The organism is Candidatus Zixiibacteriota bacterium, assembly GCA_018820315.1.
In the GTDB taxonomy this organism is placed as follows: Bacteria; Zixibacteria; MSB-5A5; order JAABVY01; family JAHJOQ01; genus JAHJOQ01.
The window spans coordinates 1-16,688 of record JAHJOQ010000046.1; the positions used below are offsets into that span (position 1 = coordinate 1).

At 50.3% G+C, this 16,688-nt stretch carries 16 protein-coding genes; 11 read left to right on the top strand and 5 right to left on the bottom strand.

The window, feature by feature from the left end; genetic code table 11:
* Positions 1–412: 412 nt before the first annotated feature.
* The 3 genes from KKH67_04085 to KKH67_04095 all read right to left on the bottom strand — a co-directional run bounded on the left by KKH67_04085 (position 413) and on the right by KKH67_04095 (position 3,443).
* Positions 413–655, bottom strand: a complete 243-nt coding sequence (locus KKH67_04085) for a hypothetical protein (protein ID MBU1318357.1) — start codon at positions 653–655, stop codon at positions 413–415.
* 18 nt (positions 656–673) lie between these two features.
* A complete protein-coding gene (locus tag KKH67_04090) occupies positions 674–1,237 on the bottom strand; it encodes a sigma-70 family RNA polymerase sigma factor (GenBank protein ID MBU1318358.1) in 564 nt (187 codons plus the stop codon).
* 145 nt (positions 1,238–1,382) lie between these two features.
* A complete protein-coding gene (locus tag KKH67_04095) occupies positions 1,383–3,443 on the bottom strand; it encodes a hypothetical protein (protein ID MBU1318359.1) in 2,061 nt (686 codons plus the stop codon).
* A 305-nt stretch (positions 3,444–3,748) separates the two neighbouring features.
* Between KKH67_04095 and KKH67_04100 the strand changes: the two genes are divergently transcribed.
* From KKH67_04100 to KKH67_04145, 10 genes are all read left to right on the top strand, one after another.
* Complete coding sequence (locus KKH67_04100; GenBank protein ID MBU1318360.1) at positions 3,749–5,821, top strand: PAS domain S-box protein; 2,073 nt, start codon at positions 3,749–3,751, stop codon at positions 5,819–5,821.
* Positions 5,818–6,264, top strand: coding sequence for a hypothetical protein (locus KKH67_04105; GenBank protein MBU1318361.1), 447 nt, complete (start codon positions 5,818–5,820; stop codon positions 6,262–6,264). Before KKH67_04100 ends, KKH67_04105 begins: the two co-directional genes overlap by 4 nt.
* Before the next feature lie 248 nt (positions 6,265–6,512).
* The gene (locus tag KKH67_04110) at positions 6,513–9,254 is read left to right on the top strand and encodes a thrombospondin type 3 repeat-containing protein (GenBank protein MBU1318362.1); all 2,742 of its coding nucleotides are present in this window, start codon (positions 6,513–6,515) and stop codon (positions 9,252–9,254) included.
* A gap of 576 nt (positions 9,255–9,830) precedes the next feature.
* Positions 9,831–10,271 (top strand): response regulator, encoded by a 441-nt coding sequence (locus KKH67_04115; protein MBU1318363.1) that lies wholly within the window; start codon positions 9,831–9,833, stop codon positions 10,269–10,271.
* Positions 10,272–10,322: 51 nt separating this feature from the next.
* On the top strand, positions 10,323–10,733 hold the full coding sequence (locus tag KKH67_04120) for a response regulator (GenBank protein MBU1318364.1): 411 nt from the start codon (positions 10,323–10,325) through the stop codon (positions 10,731–10,733).
* A gap of 60 nt (positions 10,734–10,793) precedes the next feature.
* Positions 10,794–11,360 (top strand): phasin family protein, encoded by a 567-nt coding sequence (locus tag KKH67_04125; protein ID MBU1318365.1) that lies wholly within the window; start codon positions 10,794–10,796, stop codon positions 11,358–11,360.
* A 311-nt stretch (positions 11,361–11,671) separates the two neighbouring features.
* Positions 11,672–12,409, top strand: coding sequence for a hypothetical protein (locus KKH67_04130; protein MBU1318366.1), 738 nt, complete (start codon positions 11,672–11,674; stop codon positions 12,407–12,409).
* 99 nt (positions 12,410–12,508) lie between these two features.
* Positions 12,509–13,519, top strand: a complete 1,011-nt coding sequence (locus KKH67_04135) for a hypothetical protein (protein MBU1318367.1) — start codon at positions 12,509–12,511, stop codon at positions 13,517–13,519.
* A 116-nt stretch (positions 13,520–13,635) separates the two neighbouring features.
* Complete coding sequence (locus KKH67_04140) at positions 13,636–14,469, top strand: alpha/beta fold hydrolase (protein ID MBU1318368.1); 834 nt, start codon at positions 13,636–13,638, stop codon at positions 14,467–14,469.
* A 58-nt stretch (positions 14,470–14,527) separates the two neighbouring features.
* Positions 14,528–14,968 (top strand): RDD family protein, encoded by a 441-nt coding sequence (locus tag KKH67_04145; GenBank protein ID MBU1318369.1) that lies wholly within the window; start codon positions 14,528–14,530, stop codon positions 14,966–14,968.
* Positions 14,969–15,025: 57 nt separating this feature from the next.
* Here the strand turns inward: KKH67_04145 and KKH67_04150 are convergent, their stop codons facing one another.
* Together KKH67_04150 and KKH67_04155 are read right to left on the bottom strand one after the other, a co-directional pair.
* Positions 15,026–15,418, bottom strand: coding sequence for a PilZ domain-containing protein (locus KKH67_04150; GenBank protein MBU1318370.1), 393 nt, complete (start codon positions 15,416–15,418; stop codon positions 15,026–15,028).
* 301 nt (positions 15,419–15,719) lie between these two features.
* Positions 15,720–15,893: a hypothetical protein gene (locus KKH67_04155; protein ID MBU1318371.1), complete on the bottom strand. Its 174-nt coding sequence runs from the start codon at positions 15,891–15,893 to the stop codon at positions 15,720–15,722.
* 247 nt (positions 15,894–16,140) lie between these two features.
* Here KKH67_04155 and KKH67_04160 point away from each other — a divergent pair, with 247 nt between their 5' ends.
* Positions 16,141–16,332 (top strand): hypothetical protein, encoded by a 192-nt coding sequence (locus KKH67_04160; GenBank protein MBU1318372.1) that lies wholly within the window; start codon positions 16,141–16,143, stop codon positions 16,330–16,332.
* Positions 16,333–16,688 lie beyond the last annotated feature (356 nt).

Sequence of the window (16,688 nt, forward strand, 5' to 3'; positions counted from 1 at the left end):
GTATACAGTTGAGCGACATGTCGATCAGGCCATAGATGTCGGTTTATACAGATCGAATTGGCTGCCTCCGAATATGCCCATTTCCCACGCGACCGAGCAAAGTGTGTAGCGTTTGTGACTGTCAAATGCTATATTCATCCTGTGCGCCTCCTTCATTTGCTGTTTTTCCAAGGCATAATCTAAGATAGCTTATACCTGGGAGGCGCGCTCTCATAATCTCATTGCGAGCGAAGCGTGGCAATCTCCGCATTTCACCATTGCATTGATTGACATAGAGATCGCCACGTCGCTCCGCTCCTCGCGATGACGACGTATTGCTCCAGAACGGCTACCCAATAACTGGGGCGTCAGGAATGTGGTGTGCAATCCTGCGGGAGGGCTGCACACCAGTCTTGGGTAGGGTCTTGGTGGTCTATGAGAGCGCGGCGACACGTTCGAGAACAATCGCTCGTGCCTGCCTTACTCTCGCAGTGGGAAACTTCACTTTCCTGAAGGCCTTGAGGCCTTCCTTGATCTTCCGGTATCGGCTCAGTTTCTCTCGAAGCTCCGGATCGGTTTTGAGCATCTGCTCGAAGTCCTTCCGGCGTGTCGACGAGAGTTCGCCGTCAATGAATTGGTTGATCATTTCCTCACAATTACGGCAGTTGTTTGGCATATACACTCTCTTGTTGAATTACACGTATTCTCTTAATTTCTCCTGTAGTTTCTTCCTCGCGATATGCAGGTTAGATCTGACTGTACCTTGTGGACAATCCATGATCTTTCCTATCTCGGCTTTGGGCAGGCCGTCGATATCGTGAAGAACAAGAGTCGTTCTCTGTTTGTCCGGCAGCTCGGCTACTGCCTTCTTGAGCGCCGCCCAGAGCTCGTCTCTTTCGACGACGCGGTCAGGTCTATTCCTGTGATCCGAAAGCTGCAAAACAACGGAGGCCGGAAGCTCCGCCTCGTCGTCGAGCGAAAAGTGTCGCCCATTGCGACGTCGCTTCACATCGATGGAATAATTGGCGGCAACCTTGCAAACAAAGCGGGAGAACCCGGCCTCGTTTCTTATTCGTCCAAGATTCTTGTAGACCCTGAAAAAGGTCTCCTGCATGACCTCCATTGCTTCCTCGGAATTCCCGAGGATGGAATACGCTATTGCCAGTACTCGCCGTTCGAAGGTGCGCATTATGACCTTGAACGCTGCGGTGTCGCCGCTTGCGCAGCGACTGATGGCGACTTGAAGCTCGCTCGACATAGCTACCACCGCCTTCCATAACTTAGGACGCGGCAGGGCAAGTTGTGTTTAATGGGTTTTGGGCTTTGGCTTGGGCGGCACTAATAATAAAGCAAATAGGCCGAAATTTGTCAATATTTATTTTGTCCCGATTTTGTCCCGATGCTCAGCATCCGCCGCAGGGGGGAGTCCCACCGGCAAATATGTACGAGATCAGATAGACAGCGTCATCAATATCGACTTCCCGACTGCAGTCCGTGTCGCCAGCCCAATATGGATCGGGCTCAGGTCCGCCTGAGAAGATGTAGTGTATCAGAAACACGACGTCGTCAATGTCGATGTCGATGCTGTTATCAGCATTGCCGTGCATATCGCCACATACCGAGAATGTCCACGCGGTCGTATATGCAGTCGTGTTGCAATCATTGATCGATTTCACTCGCCAGTAGTACGAATAGCCGGAAAGGTATTCCAGTTCCGGAGTATAAGTCGGTTCGGTGATCTTGACAGAAACGAGCGGTGTCGAGAAATTGTAGTGATCGTCGACCTCCACGAGGAAACTATCGGCTGCCTCAGCGCTGTTCCACTCCAGCGTAACCACAGTATCTGGAATTGCTGATCCATTTGCCGGGGCAATGTGAGTTGCCGGTTCGACAGCTTCAGGAAGCTGTCCGACCCAGGTGGACCAGTTATGGCTGGCCGTGGCCCACTCGTGATACATCCAGACTGAGCGATCGGATGGATCGACGCATATCCCAGCGTAATCTCCCCAGCGAACCACTCCGGATGATCCAAAGTAATCCTGTCCTACTTTCAGACCGAATGCCGAGTTATTCGTTTGGTAATCGGCGACGTAGTATATGCTCGGAAAATCCTCAACGCTTGATCTGCTGAAGACGAGATATATCCTGTCCTGGTAATCTGTCGCGATGCCGGGAAAGAAATAGTGAATGCCGTCCGCTCCGTAGACTTCATTCAGAAACGGTGAGCTTGTGGTGGTGTTTATTCCGACCAGCCTGATCGACGCTACCGAGCCGCTTCCCCAATTGTAGCTTTGTGAAAACGCTGTGTAGAGTTTATCGTTTCTGTAGAAGACATCCTGCGTCATCGGTCCTAACGGCGACAGTACCGCGGTCGATCTCGCCTGCGGCGGGTTCGGCGGATTCGAGTATGGAGCCACTAAGTTGACTTGAGGCTGCAGCATGATGGTCGGAGTTTCCGTTCCAGCGCCTTCGATTTTCCAGTAGGTTGTGTAGGTTGCACCATACCAGATATTGCTGAGCAAATACTCTCCGCCAGCGTCGCTGAGTGTAACCGCAGGCTTGATGGTGAACGCGACCGAGAAATCATGGTAGCGCATCGAATAGAAATCATGCCAGCCGGAAATAGAGCCGGTGTACAATTCCGCTTTCTTCAACAATCTCACTTTGGAGTATTCAAATCCTGTCGAAAATCCCCAGTCGTTTGAGGTGATGTAAACCGCATCTGAATAGTCAAATCCGAGGCCGGGATAGTCGGGCCAGGTGTCTGCCGGAATCTGACCGATCATGGCGGCATCGAGATCATACAGCCACCAGTCGCCCATAGCGTCTTCCGTCTGAGATACGCCTACAAGATATGATGACTTCGATATGTCGTCGGTGCAGAGAAACAGAATTACGAAGTGCTTTTCAAACGGATCGTAAACAATCTTCGGATCGAATATGAAATTGCTCGGCGGATTGACGGGCGCGAAGAAATTCTCAGCGGTTACCTGATAGAGCAGCGTGCCAGAGTTTTTGTCGAACACCGCGATAGAGCTGTTCACGACATTGACCACGTGTTCCGGTCCCACAGCAGCATGCGGATCGGGAGGATTCCATCCGGTCGATATGATTCCCTGATATGACCTGCACGGCGAGCCGAGGGTTTTTTCCCGGGCGCCTTTATCCGGATTGGCAATCGCCTGACCGAGACGATTCGCCTCGTCTTCGAGTTGCTGAAGATATGCAGGGTCGACGACGAACGGCCTCGAATGGTGCTTGATTCGCCTTGCCGGCTTCGGAGTCTGGGCGTCGATCTCAAAAGGAATCGATCTCATGGAGATCGTTGAGGCATCCTGCCCGATCTTGTTTGCGGCAGATTTCGTTTGGCGGTGGTCATCGGTTTCCGCAAATACGGTACCGGCTAACATCAGCAGTGATACCAGAGCGACGAATCCGGCGATAAGTAGATATTTATTACGCATATGTTCCTCATCAATAGCAGATTAGAAGTACATAGCGAAAGATAACCAATCCAGTCCAAAACACAAGCCTAAATAGTGTGTCGGGTGTTGGGCAGCTTTCGTTTAGGATGGCGTTTTCGACTTGGTCCCAAATCAGCCCGAAACCGCAGGGGCACAGCCCCTGCTTGCACGTGATGTAGCACTCTGGTCGCACTGGGGCATCATTCCTGTATGCGCATTTGACATACAAGTGCACGCAGGAGCTGTGCTCCTGCGATTATGCTTTTACCTTGACTAGCCGAATCGATGCGGATTAATTTCGGGTCGTGCAAGATCTTCCACTCAGAAAGAGCAGCATCAGGTTTATCCTGAGCATCAACCCTCGGCTGTTTTTGTTGATTGGCGCCTCACTGGCTGCGCTGTTCCTGACCATCGTCGTGATCGGAATCCGTGAAAACCGGAGCAATGTGATTCGGATGATGAAGGATGAGGCACGCGCTCTTGTCGAATCGGTAATCCTGGCCAGCAGCAATACTCTTGCAGCTACCGATATGGTCGACAACATGGTCCTGGACAACCTCTCCGATGTCGCCAGTCTTACCGGCCGGAGATTCCAACAGGGAGATCTGGGTCCACAGGAGCTGGCGGCGATTTGCCAGACGACCGGCATCAACCGAATGGATGTGCTCGATTCGGTTGGTAGAGTAGCCATCTCAAGTGTGAACGACTTGATCGGCCAATCTTATGATTCGACAGTGACTGATCTATTCCCCTTCGAGGAAATTCTGATGGGGCAGGTGCGATCCGCGAGTTTCATTCTGGATGACGACAATCCGGTGATTCCACCTCAGATCGTGCTCGCAGCATCAAGGATGGATGAGCCGGGCGCGGTTGTTGTATTCGCAGACTATAGTATCCTCGAGAGGTTCAATACAAGAATCGGTATCGGGTCGCTGATTCAGAGGATTGGATCTCAGCCCGGCATGGAGTATGTCTTTCTGCAGAGTGAGCAGGGAGTCGTGTTCTCCTCGCGCAGCATAGGGCAAGTTTTAAGAATTGAAGCTGACGAATTCTTGCAGGAGATTGTGCTGAAGGGTGGATACGGTTCGCGTGTCATAGAATTCGAAGGCAGGGAAGTGCTCGAAGTCGTCAGGCCGTTTGATGCGGAAGGCCTCCCTCCGGGAGTCTTAAGAATCGGACTGTCAATGGCAGGCTACGAGCAGGTGACAGGCAATTTTGAGGCTCAGTTGATTGCTATCGGTGCGATTCTGTTTATAGCATCCTTTCTGGTAGTCGTTTTCTTCTTAGCGAATCTCAATTACAGGACACTCGAATCGATGTACATGAAGATGAAGACGGTTACCGGCAATATACTCGATGCGATGCAGAGCGCGGTTGTAGTGACTGACGATTCGGGGATCATTACACTTTTCAATCCGCGCGCTGAAGAGATGTTCGGCCACCGCGCTTCGGATGTTGTGGGCAGGGACTATCGAGATGTGTTCGACGGCGATCCGTTGATGCTCGACAAAGTGGGCGCGCTTCCCGACTTGACAATCCGAACCGAGAAGAGGGTATCGCTTGCAGATGGGAGACAACTCGATCTCCTGATTGCAGCGTCGAGAGTCATTCGTGACGGTGGCGGGGTTATCGGATCGGTGAGCGTGATCTATGACGTGACCGAGAGCAAGAAGCTGGAGAGATCATCTAAACGGTCTGAGAGGCTTTCAGAGTTGGGCAATCTGGCTGCAGGTGTCGCGCACGAAATCAGGAATCCACTCAATGCAATATCGATTGCATCGCAGAGGCTCAAATCCGAATTCAGTCCGACTTCGGACGCTAAGGAATATGGGCAGCTTGTCGGCAATATCAAATCGGAAATCGAGCGGCTCAACGGAATCATCGATCAGTTCCTCGCTCTTGCCAAAACGCATGTCGCAAGACGAGAGCTTTGTGATCTCTCTGCGCTTGTAAGGGAGATAGCAGAGTTAATGCGACCCGTTGCAGCGGCGAAGGGGATCGTGTTTGAGCTGACTGTCGAAGATGGGCTGCTGGTTGAAGGAAGCGCTGATGAGCTCAGGAAAGTCCTGATAAATCTTGTAAAGAATAGTATCGAGGCATGCATCGAGAAGGATGTCGTGCGAATTGATGCCAGTCTTTCATCGGGTGCTACCGTGACTGCACGAGTGATTGATACCGGTTCGGGAGTCGAGATGCAGGACCGCGAGAAGATCTTTCGGCCATATTTCACAACGAAGACCAATGGCACCGGGCTGGGTCTTGCTCTGTCTCACCGAATCGTAAGTGATCATGATGGTACGATGGAATATGAAGAGAATCCGGGAGGGGGGGCTATATTCCTTGTCACACTTCCGGCGGTTAAGGAGGTCAAGAAGTGAGTTGGTTCAGACTGATATGCTGTATTGGCGGGCTTGTGCTTATTGTCGGTTGCACCCCGACTGACAATCGATCGGACCGAGAGATTATTGGTTCAATAGCAGATGACCTCGAAGCCAGTCTGCCGACCGGCGACATGATGAAGATCGACAAGCATCTGAGTCATCAGGCTAAACAGGAAGGATTCGAGGCGAACAGATTTCTCATGGAGTGCACTTATGCAGATTCAATCACTCCGAAATGGACTGCTCGGAGCATAAAGGTCATGGATGATTCGGCTCACCTCGGTTTCGTGTTGATGCCTGACGACCTGCAGTACACTGATTCGCTGCCAAAATGCCTGGTGAGATTGATCAAATCTGACACTTGGAAGATCTCAACGTATCATCTGACCCGAAATCAATATCCGGTGTTGTTGGACAGTGCTGGTTCGACACTGGAATAGCCCCATCAACACCAATCGAGCAGCGACGATATATCTGACGGATGGACGGATTGCGTAGTCAGATCGCCACGCCGCGGGATAGTCGATCCACGTGAATGTTTTGTGCGGCAATTGGTTATGAATTATCCCTCTTGACAAATCGGCGACGAATTCTTATTTTAGAATGTATAAGCCATTATTACGCGAAGCTCTGAAATCACTTTTCATGAACTTGGCAACCAACCGCGCTCGACAGTGGAGGAATAATCATGAAGCGCTTCACTCTGTTACTACTGGTCGCTCTATGCATCACTGCGCCTGTGTTCGCAGGGGATGCCGGACAGCCGGACACATGCCGCTATGCTCCGATCACGGCCACATGGGACATCAACAGTCTGGCAGATACGGTATTTTCAGTTGAACTTTGGGGCTGGTCTGATGGCGTAGCTACCGCTGACATCGTGGTAGCATTGTCCCTGGGATTCGAACTCAACACTTCGGGCGGTGCCGGATTTGGTCCGCACATCGATTCACTGATAGTAGTTGATACGTTCATCCACGATCCCAGCGTCACAGCTATGGTCAAGACATTCCGAAGAACGGTCGTTAATACTGACTGGTACCCGATAGGCACCAACACCGATGCATGGGGGTACAACGGCTACATCGTTGGTGCCCTAAACATCGGCGGGGCTATACCTGTGTTTCCAGTAGCCACTCCAGCAAGAATCGGTGATTTGCATCTGAGTATAAGAGACGTCACGAGATTCCCTGAGACGTGTACGATCATGATTGACTCCGCATTCTATTCACCGGCTGGCGAATTCAAGTACACTCCGTATACTGGAGGCGGGTTTAAGCCTCAGTTTATACAGACGACAATTACGGTTAATAACAATTACTGCATTGATTCGGATGGTGATGGTTTCGGTGATCCGGGTTATCCTCAGAATCAATGCCCTGACGACAATTGTCCATCCGACTACAATCCATCACAGCAGAATTCCGATGCTGATGCCTACGGCGACGTGTGTGACAATTGTCCAACCATCACGAACCCCGGTCAGGAGGACGCTGACGGGGATGGTATCGGTAATGTCTGCGACGAATGTACAGATACAGATGGTGACGGATTTGGTGATCCGGGATATCCGGCTAACACCTGTCCCGAAGACAACTGTCCCGCTGTTTACAATCCGTCGCAGGAGGATGCAGATTCTGATGGCATAGGCGATAGTTGCGACACCTGTACCGACATTGATGGTGACGGATTCGGTAATCCGGGATTCCCGTACAATACATGCGCGTTAGACAATTGTCCGGATGATTACAATCCGAGTCAGTCTGACGCCGACAGCGATGGTCTCGGTGACGAATGCGATGAGTGCACGGACACCGATGGCGACGGCTTCGGCGATCCGGGTTATCCTGCGAACACTTGCCCATTGGACAACTGCGCGTTTGCATATAATCCGTTGCAAGAGGACTTAGACTCCGACGCCGCGGGTGACAGTTGCGATAACTGTCTGGATATCAGCAATCCCAATCAGGCGGACGGAGACAACGATCAGATAGGTGATCTGTGTGACAATTGTCCGACTGTTGCGAATCCGGGTCAGGAAGATCCCGATGCCGACGATTACGGAACGGGATGCGATAATTGCGCCGACATCTACAATCCTGATCAGGAAGATGCGGACGCAGATGGCGTAGGCGACAGTTGCGATACCTGCACCGATATTGACAACGATGGATACGGTGATCCGGGCTATCCGTACAACACCTGCGCACTCGATAACTGCCCTGCAGTGAATAATCCGGGTCAGGAGGACGCTGACGGCGACGGCATTGGCGATGTATGCGATGAGTGCACGGATACTGATGGAGATGGATTCGGTGATCCGGGCTATCCCGCGAATACCTGTCCTCTCGACAATTGCCCGAGCATTTACAATCCGGGGCAGGAGGATGACGACGGAGACAATGTCGGTGATGTATGCGACAACTGCCTGTTGGTGCAGAATACCAATCAGCAGAATTCAGATGCAGATAGTCTCGGCGATGCCTGCGATAACTGTCCCAATGTAACCAACGCCGATCAGGCTGACGGGGACGGCGATGGTGTCGGTGATGTTTGTGACAACTGTGAGTTTACATATAATCCTCTGCAGGAAGATTCAGATGGCGACAATGTTGGCGACGCGTGCGATGTATGCCCATTCCACGAACTGGACGACTGCTGCAATCCGATCGGTTCGAACCTTGCGCCGGAGATAACATCGGCTGAATCAGACTCTGTTGTACCTAGTTTTGTCGATCCCTATGTCTACACGGCCACTGCAGTTGATCCCAACTGTGACGGTACTGATTTGGTGTTTTCGTTCGAAGACTATCCGTCATGGATGACGCCGAATGGCGCATCGATTAGCGGAATTGTCACTTGGATGACCGAAGACACGTCGTTCACGGTGATTGCATCCGATGGAGACCTAGATGACACATTGTATTTCACGCTTTACGTCGACAAGTCAAACGTTCCTCCTGTCATACTCGATGATTTTGATTCGCTACGGGTCACAACCTGGGCGCACTTCGGATACTATCCGAGTATCTTCGATCCGGATGATACGGTTTTCACGATTACTTATACTGAGATCCCGGACTGGACTCAGGTCAGGAATGACTCGGTTGTCGGGATCGTGGACTGGAGGTATTCCTCGCAGCCATTGACGGTCATCGTCGAGGATGAGTGCTGCGGAGACACGGCGTCGTTCCTTGTAACGATTCACGTCTGTGGTGACGCTGACGGTTCTGGTCGGGTTGACATCTCGGATATCGTATATATACTCGCGTATATATTCCAGGGAGGTCCTGCCCCGATCCCGACTGCTGACATGGGGGATGTGGACTGTACCGGCGGAGCCGAAGCAGTCGACATTGACGATGCTATCTACCTCTTGGAATACATATTTATGGGAGGAGTCTGGCCCTGCTACTACTGCCCGTTGTAGGCATGACTCACGGAATCGGCGAGGAATCTTGCCACTCGTGAAATAACTGGCAGCGCAGAAATAAAGCCCGGCGTGACGCAGATGTCCGCCGGGCTTTGTGTCTGAGCGACATGACTGGAAATGGATATGGGCTGCGATCTGCCTTGATGTGGGACAAAACCTACACATCCACACATAAGACAACGGCTGCCTTGTTGATGCATGCTTCCGGATTTGGACTAAGCCCTGACTGCACGCCGCAATTTCCATCTGATTCTTGTTCTTGCTTGCCTCAAGTGTGCCTATGCAGAATCGATTGCCCTTGAAGTTGGTTCTGATTTAAGTAAATACGTGAAAACTGTTGTCGATATAGATGGTAGAGAGGTCGGGGCATGATCGCAGGAGCGAGGACACTGAGCCTAAGGATATAGGCACTTCCTTCGATCATCCACCTTGCCTTACAGTGATCACGCTCTCTTGCGTTGTACATCTGTCGCACCGCAAACCTTGATCTTTGAAGATGTCTCAGGTGTGTGGATATATGACGCGATAGCATCATGATTGAGGATCCATGGAACAGTCAACAGGAAGATGGCCATGAGACAACAACACTTTGAGCATGAATCCATGCTTGCCGTAGGCGATCTTGAAGATCAGCAAATTCTGAGAGCCGTAGCACTAGACGACGAGCCGGAAGTCATTGAGACAATCATCGAATTGATGAAGGATTTCGGCTTCTATATTGTTGGCGAGACTGACCCCAGCAAAGCGTATTCGCTGATTCGCGATTTCCGTCCCGATGTCATTATTCTCGATATCTTGATGCCGGATATCGACGGGTACGAATTCGCTGGCTGGCTCGCTTCGGATGAGAATATCAGCAAGATTCCGATCGTCTATGTGACATCGAAAGATTTCAGAAATGATCTGTGCCAGAGTTTCGCCCGGGGAGGCACGATGTATGTGAAGAAGCCGTTTCTGGCAGAGGAGCTAGCCGATTCTCTCAGGATTGCGATTTCGCTGGCAAGGGCGATCTGAATCACAGTTTTGCACTTCAGTTATTTCTGTCGCCGCCGATATAGGTAATGTATGAGTATGAAGATTGGAACAGTAGGCCGTACGAAAACGGCTAATATTCTGGTAATCGACGATGAATCGGAGATCACGCAGATTATAGAAGCTTTTCTGCAGAATGCCGGTTACAGCGTCGCTACCGAGAACTCCTCCGTGATGGGGATCGAAAGGGCAAAGGAATTCAAGCCCGATCTGATCCTTCTTGATATCATGATGCCTAATATGGATGGGTATCAAATCTGCAATGAGCTGAAAAAGACGCCAGAAACGGCATCAATTCCAGTGATTTTCCTTACAGGCAAGGACACGCGCGACGACAAGGGCAGGTCGTTCCAGGTTGGCGGCGATATGTTTGTTAAGAAGCCGTTTTCCTGCGAAAGACTCCTCGAAATCGTCACGATCGTTCTGGCATCAATCGCAAAATAGAGGGCGGTTTTTTTTCTTGACAAAATTGGTGCAGTGCACCATAATGACAGTATGACGTATGTGTTAAAGAGATATTCCAATCGGCGGCTCTACGACCCTCAGCAGGCTCGCAACGTCACTTTAGAGGAGGTCTCCGAACTGGTGCGCGCGGGGAGGAAGGTCAAGATTGTCGATAGCTCGAGCGGTGACGATCTGACGCTAAGAGTCCTCGCACAGACTTTTCTCTACACCTTGAAGGGTTGGAAAGACGACAGGAAGTCTCTTGAAGTGCTGAAGGTACTGATTGCTGAAGGAGGAGAATCGAGCATGGATATTTTGAAGAAAACAATACTCGCCTCACTGGGTGCATTCGAGGTGACAAAGCAGAAGGCTGAGGAGATCATCGATCACCTGATTCAGAAAGGTGAGGTCTCGTCAGCACACAGGGCAGATGCTGTAGTCGAGCTGCTCGACAAGGCTCAGGAGTCGACTAAGAGCATTCGAAACAAGGTTTCTGACGAGATCACGGCTGCAATCGAGAAGATGAAAGTCGCGAAGAAAAAGGATCTTGAAGTTCTTGAGGCCAAAGTCGATGAGTTGATCGTGACAGTCGAGAAACTTGAGGGACGGCTGAAAGATTCTAGATGAGCAGCAGGCAGTGGGACTCCTGAATGCCACATCGGTTTGCCGCAATGCGTTCGCACCGGTCTGCCTGATTGGGCATCCGATTGCGAGTGTGAGAGTTTTCTCACATAATTTCTCTTGACTCAACATCTGCTTCGTTGTACCTTTTTACTAAGTACGGTATTCCATCCCCGCACCTCTCTGAAAGTGCACTGGTATCGCCGCCGAGTCGGAAACAGTGGATATGCAGGTCCTGTGACCCGTTATTCTGCATCTCTTGAGTGAGCACAAAAGGGACACCCGCCTGCGCAACCTGACAGGACGGTGCTTGTAACATGCGGGAGTCTATTCCGCAAATTACAAAATGGACCGGACATCATCGCGCAGACAACAACTCAAGAAGGCTGACTGATCTAAACGACAGCCGTCTCGCTGTCGTTTGGGCTGAAAGCTTCTTGTATGCCGGTTCATCGGCATTCCTTCTTCTGATATCGAGCCTCTATCCCGTCTACTGGTATGTCTCATGCATTGCGCTTGTCCCGCTGCTGTATCGGATCATCTGGGCATCCACGGCAGAATCCCTCCGTCTCGGATTTCTGTTTGGACTTACTTATGGATGCGTAGCATTCGCTGGTGGTTTGCTTGAAGCTCCAGTCGCGGTGCTGCTGAAGCTCGCTACCTGCACAGCGCTCCTGGCTCTTTTCGCATGGGGGATATCCCGGACAAGGGATAAGCTTGGATTCAATCCCGTGATCGTTGCCTTGATCTGGATTGTGTTTGAGATCACGCTGGTTAGACTCGGCCTTCTGAGTTCTCCTCTTGCCGAATCCGGTATCCAATCCGAATCGTTGCTTCACGGCATGGCAGTCCTGTTCGGATTCTTGATTGTCTCGTTTGCGATCGTATGCTTGAATGCGGTCATTGCGGCATTCTTAAACCTGTGCATGTCGGATGAAAGCCGCCGTGAGGCAGCTTCCGACGATGATTCATCAGCGCTTGAATCAATACAAAGAGCAGTAGATTTGCTTCGAGGTTTCTTCTTCTTACCGGAGGGACGAGCGCCGCCGAATTGACGCCGCTACGAATTTGGTGATCAATTGGAAAACAAGACAGATTGTGCATCCAAGAATGCATGGAACAGTATTAGTAGAAGCAAAGGGAAGGGAACGATAATGAGAAGTACGCATTTGACATTGCGAATGTTGCTGGTAGGTGTATTCCTATTCGCTCCAACGCTTAGTGCTTTTGCTGACGCCAAGCAGTTGAGACTCGAGTCGATAAACGAGTCCGCAATCAATTTGAACGGTCTTGAGAGAGAGTTTGCTCAAAGAGCAGATCTTTTGGGGTTGAGCCCAATCAATGACATCAAAACTGTTGCCATAAGTGACAAAATATCGAGAGTCACCTCTATGGCCATGGCTCAATTTCAGCAGAATGAGATTAGCAGTACTTTCTTTCTTCGAGAGGATCGATTTATAATCAAAGACATGGCCGGTCAAACCCACACGATAGCTTCACATGATATCTCCATGAGGAACGTAGGCGACCGATTCACAGTCGACTTGACGTTCAAACTTCCGCCTAGTTTCGACAAGGCAGTCGGATTCAGAACCGGAATAGCGGGCTTACAGATCACGCGCACCTCAGTCTTCGATTTGCCTGGCCTCTTGGAGCTGCTTGAATCAGGGGATCAGGATGCAATCCAGGCAGAATTGCATAGACTGACCAGCATGACCCAGAACTTAACCGAAACGGTCACTGTAACGCGACCCGACGGCACAAGGAAGACATATCCAGCTGAGCAGTTCAATATAGCCGAGATAATGGGATTCTGGAGCTGCATCCAGTGTATTATTGACTGCTTTGCCGATTGGGACATATCATGGTCCGGTGCTGGTTGTGTAGCTGCATTTACTGCAGTCTGTGCGTTGGTATGTGGTCTTCCACCATCTCCCGCATGCGTAACTTGTATAGAGACGGCACTGACCACCTGCGATTTCGAAGCTGCAATCGATGAAGTTGACGCTCTCGTCGAATGTCTGGTGGGCTGCTTATTCGATAAGGACGCCATCGCTCAAGGCTGTCCCAGCTTGACCGAGTACGGCTTGATTGCGCTTGCTGTCCTTCTGATGATCGCCGCAATTTGGATGATCAGGAAGCGAAGAATCAGAACGCCCGCTTGATAGAGGATGTTTTGCGCTTTCTCACTAAGGGCAGATCAGGGGCGGGGAAACCCGCCCTTTGATTTGTCCACTATGATGCTTGACTTCATATCAGATTCGGGGCATATTGTGACATCATGAAGAAAGATATTGTATTTGCAGCAAGCGACGGTGAGAGGCTCAGGTCGACTATTTTCGGTCAGGATAATCTTGGAAAGGGACCATGCATCGTGTTTGTGCATGGCTTCAAAGGATTTAAAGACTGGGGATTCTGGCCATATATGGGGAACTACTTCGCCGATCGGGGCTATATTGTAGTCTCATTCAACTTCTCCCACAACGGAGTAGGGGAGAGCTTGACAGAATTCGATGAGCTCGACAGATTCTCAGAGAACACATTCTCGCGTGAAGTGAGGGAGGTCTGCGAAATCGTCGATGCTTGCCGTAGCGGTTTCTTAGGTGATATTGGCGATCACAGAATCGCTCTGCTCGGTCACAGCCGAGGCGGAGGAATATCGCTCGCGGCGGCGCGACAGAATCCTGAAGTTGCGGCGGTCGCGCTCTGGTCATCGGTTGCGGATTTTAACAGATATTCTGAGAAGCACAAAGAGAAATGGCGCAAGACCGGCCATTTCGAAGTTGTGAATCAGCGCACCGGTCAAGTGATGCGTCTCAATGCATCATTGCTTGAAGACCTCGAAGAGCACAAAGATAATTTGCTCAATATCGAAAAAGCCATCCGTGAACTAAACCGTCCGCTGATGATCGCTCACGGCGAGCAGGATATTTCGGTGACGGTCGCTGAAGGGGGGAAGCTGCTCGAATGGTCCGATAAGAATCGCACCGAATTTCATATTATTCCGAAGACCGGCCATACATTCGGAATAGTGCATCCGTTCGCCGGAAGCAGCACAGCTCTTGATTCAGTGCTCGAAAAGACAGAGTCCTTTTACGCGAAGAACTTGAAATAGCAATCTTATATACTGTGGATGTTCGGACACTTGCTCGCGCATTGGTTCAGGTGACTGTATGAAATATGCCGGACTCTTATGTCGTTTTGTTGCACTCGTGATTGACTTCATGATTCTCAGTGCAGTCTTCTTTCCCGTCACGAGGATCGTGAAAGGTGTTTGGATTATGAGTGCGAGCGATCACTTGTGGAGCCACGGGCTCTTCATCTCCGATCCGCTCTGTATCATCTTCTTCGTAGCCATCGTCGGTTATTTTATCGTGGCGGAGGCATACTTAGGCGCCACAGTCGGCAAATTCGCCGTCGGTATTCGCGTAATCCAGGTCGGTGGCGGTAAGCCGGGAATGTTGAAGAGTAGCCTGAGAAATGTGCTCAGAGTTGTCGATTCGCTACCCGCACTTAACGCCGTTGGTGTAGTGCTGATACTGACTTCCGATGAGAACGCGCGATTCGGCGATCGCATCGCGGGAACTCGTGTGACAATGCTTGATGGCAAGTAAGCGATGCGTGTTATGATGAGAATTGGACGTCGATAGGCAAATCTCCGATTCGACAGGCTAACAGTTCGAGCGAACCGGGGATTTCCTCGGATGCTGAAGATCGTAGTTCATGATGTTCCGGGTTTCGAGTATCTTCTGGATTAGTCTTTCGCTTTCAGGGGTCAGATTGATAAACTTGTACCCGGTTTGATAGAGCCCTGTCAGGCTGTTGAACCTGGTCCACTTGGCCTGAGCATCGAATTCCAATTGATCAGATCCGTTGATTTTCTTTGGCAGCTTCACTCTGCAGGAAAATATGCGGGGCAATTCGACTGGATCCTCAGAGATCATCATAATGCCGCTAATCGACATATTGAGTATTCGCCCGACCGTCTGGTTCATCACTCGATCGAACACCATGAGGTGGTCGTATAGTCGCTTTCTGCCGTGATTTCGCTCATCTCGTGTCATGGTATCTCCCGAATCAAAATGCCCACAGAACTTGACTGTATGAATATTATCGGACAGAAACAGGTGTGACTTCAGCTTTAGGGGCGCCGGATTGCTGTTGAGAAAAAGAGTATGAGTTCCAGAGACCTACCGAAATCGGCGGCACCAGTCGCAAATCGCGGCCAATCTGAAATGACCGTCAGGAAGGGATTCTTGTCGGTGCCAGGAATTCATCAGTCATCAATCCGGGTGTCATCATTTTCAAGATAATCTTCATTTTAGTGAGTGCTCATACGCCGACTGACGAAGTGAAACTTCTTGGTCATCTCGATAACTGCTTTTCCCGTTCGTTGAGTACCCTACACACGACACACAGCGATTTGTTTCCAGTTCCTTCGAGTCTCTCTTTCTTAGTAATCATCCAGCCTCGCGTGCACTTCTCATTGTTGTGATAGCAATCTTCCTTCTCCGAAAACCACAACTTGACAGCTGACATAAGTCCTCCCCGGAACTGGGTATATTTTACCACCGAAAAGAAACAAATGTACACTGTCAGAACTTGTCAGTGGAAAGTCAGAAAGGTGAGCAATTTCATCTGATTCCATATGATTGTACCTTGGCGGTCACACGGTTTCCCCTTGCATCTACCAACCAGTCAGCTATATTGAATCTGTACCATTCAGTCCATCGCTGCACTGCTTGATTTGAGGAAACGCACATTGGTATCTGCTCGGGAGGAAGTGATGAAAAAGGTAATAGTCGTGTTGTTGTTCCTGATGGGATCGCAGCTAAGTTATGGTACTGTCATGTATGTTCCATCGAAACAGCCTCTCGCGCAGTTTATCGCGTGGTACTTGGGAGCTGCGGATTATATGAGGTCCATGTCGTATCCACGTTTTTCCTTGACAATGACTAACTTGTCAACTTATATGTGAATCCAAGTGACTAACAGATTCGGCCGATGTTTGCAGACACAAATCACAGAGACCGCTCATGGCTACGTGAGAAGGTCCATAGACATACTAACTGTGATGTGTAAGCGAATCTACAAGTGTTTATAGCGACGATGCAGAGCGACAAATGATGAGGAAACAACTTCTGCTGTCCGTTCTATGCATTGTTTTGATTCAGAACAGTGTATTCGCAACTGAGAGGGGGAATGCTTCAAGCATCGAAAAGCCTCGTTACTCTATGAATGATATATACTGGCGATGCTCCATCGACACATCCGCTTTGTCATTTCACGATCTATTCACTAACAGCGCAATTCGGATTTATCAGAAGTATGTCA

Excerpts from the sequence above, each read along its gene's own strand:
- KKH67_04085 (MBU1318357.1), bottom strand. The coding sequence starts at position 655 with ATGCCAAACAACTGCCGTAATTGTGAGGAAATGATCAACCAATTCATT.
- KKH67_04090 (MBU1318358.1), bottom strand. The coding sequence starts at position 1,237 with ATGTCGAGCGAGCTTCAAGTCGCCATCAGTCGCTGCGCAAGCGGCGAC.
- KKH67_04095 (MBU1318359.1), bottom strand. The coding sequence starts at position 3,443 with ATGCGTAATAAATATCTACTTATCGCCGGATTCGTCGCTCTGGTATCA.
- KKH67_04110 (MBU1318362.1), top strand. The coding sequence starts at position 6,513 with ATGAAGCGCTTCACTCTGTTACTACTGGTCGCTCTATGCATCACTGCG.
- KKH67_04115 (MBU1318363.1), top strand. The coding sequence starts at position 9,831 with ATGAGACAACAACACTTTGAGCATGAATCCATGCTTGCCGTAGGCGAT.
- KKH67_04120 (MBU1318364.1), top strand. The coding sequence starts at position 10,323 with ATGAGTATGAAGATTGGAACAGTAGGCCGTACGAAAACGGCTAATATT.
- KKH67_04130 (MBU1318366.1), top strand. The coding sequence starts at position 11,672 with ATGCGGGAGTCTATTCCGCAAATTACAAAATGGACCGGACATCATCGC.
- KKH67_04135 (MBU1318367.1), top strand. The coding sequence starts at position 12,509 with ATGAGAAGTACGCATTTGACATTGCGAATGTTGCTGGTAGGTGTATTC.
- KKH67_04140 (MBU1318368.1), top strand. The coding sequence starts at position 13,636 with ATGAAGAAAGATATTGTATTTGCAGCAAGCGACGGTGAGAGGCTCAGG.
- KKH67_04145 (MBU1318369.1), top strand. The coding sequence starts at position 14,528 with ATGAAATATGCCGGACTCTTATGTCGTTTTGTTGCACTCGTGATTGAC.
- KKH67_04150 (MBU1318370.1), bottom strand. The coding sequence starts at position 15,418 with ATGACACGAGATGAGCGAAATCACGGCAGAAAGCGACTATACGACCAC.
- KKH67_04155 (MBU1318371.1), bottom strand. The coding sequence starts at position 15,893 with ATGTCAGCTGTCAAGTTGTGGTTTTCGGAGAAGGAAGATTGCTATCAC.
- KKH67_04160 (MBU1318372.1), top strand. The coding sequence starts at position 16,141 with ATGAAAAAGGTAATAGTCGTGTTGTTGTTCCTGATGGGATCGCAGCTA.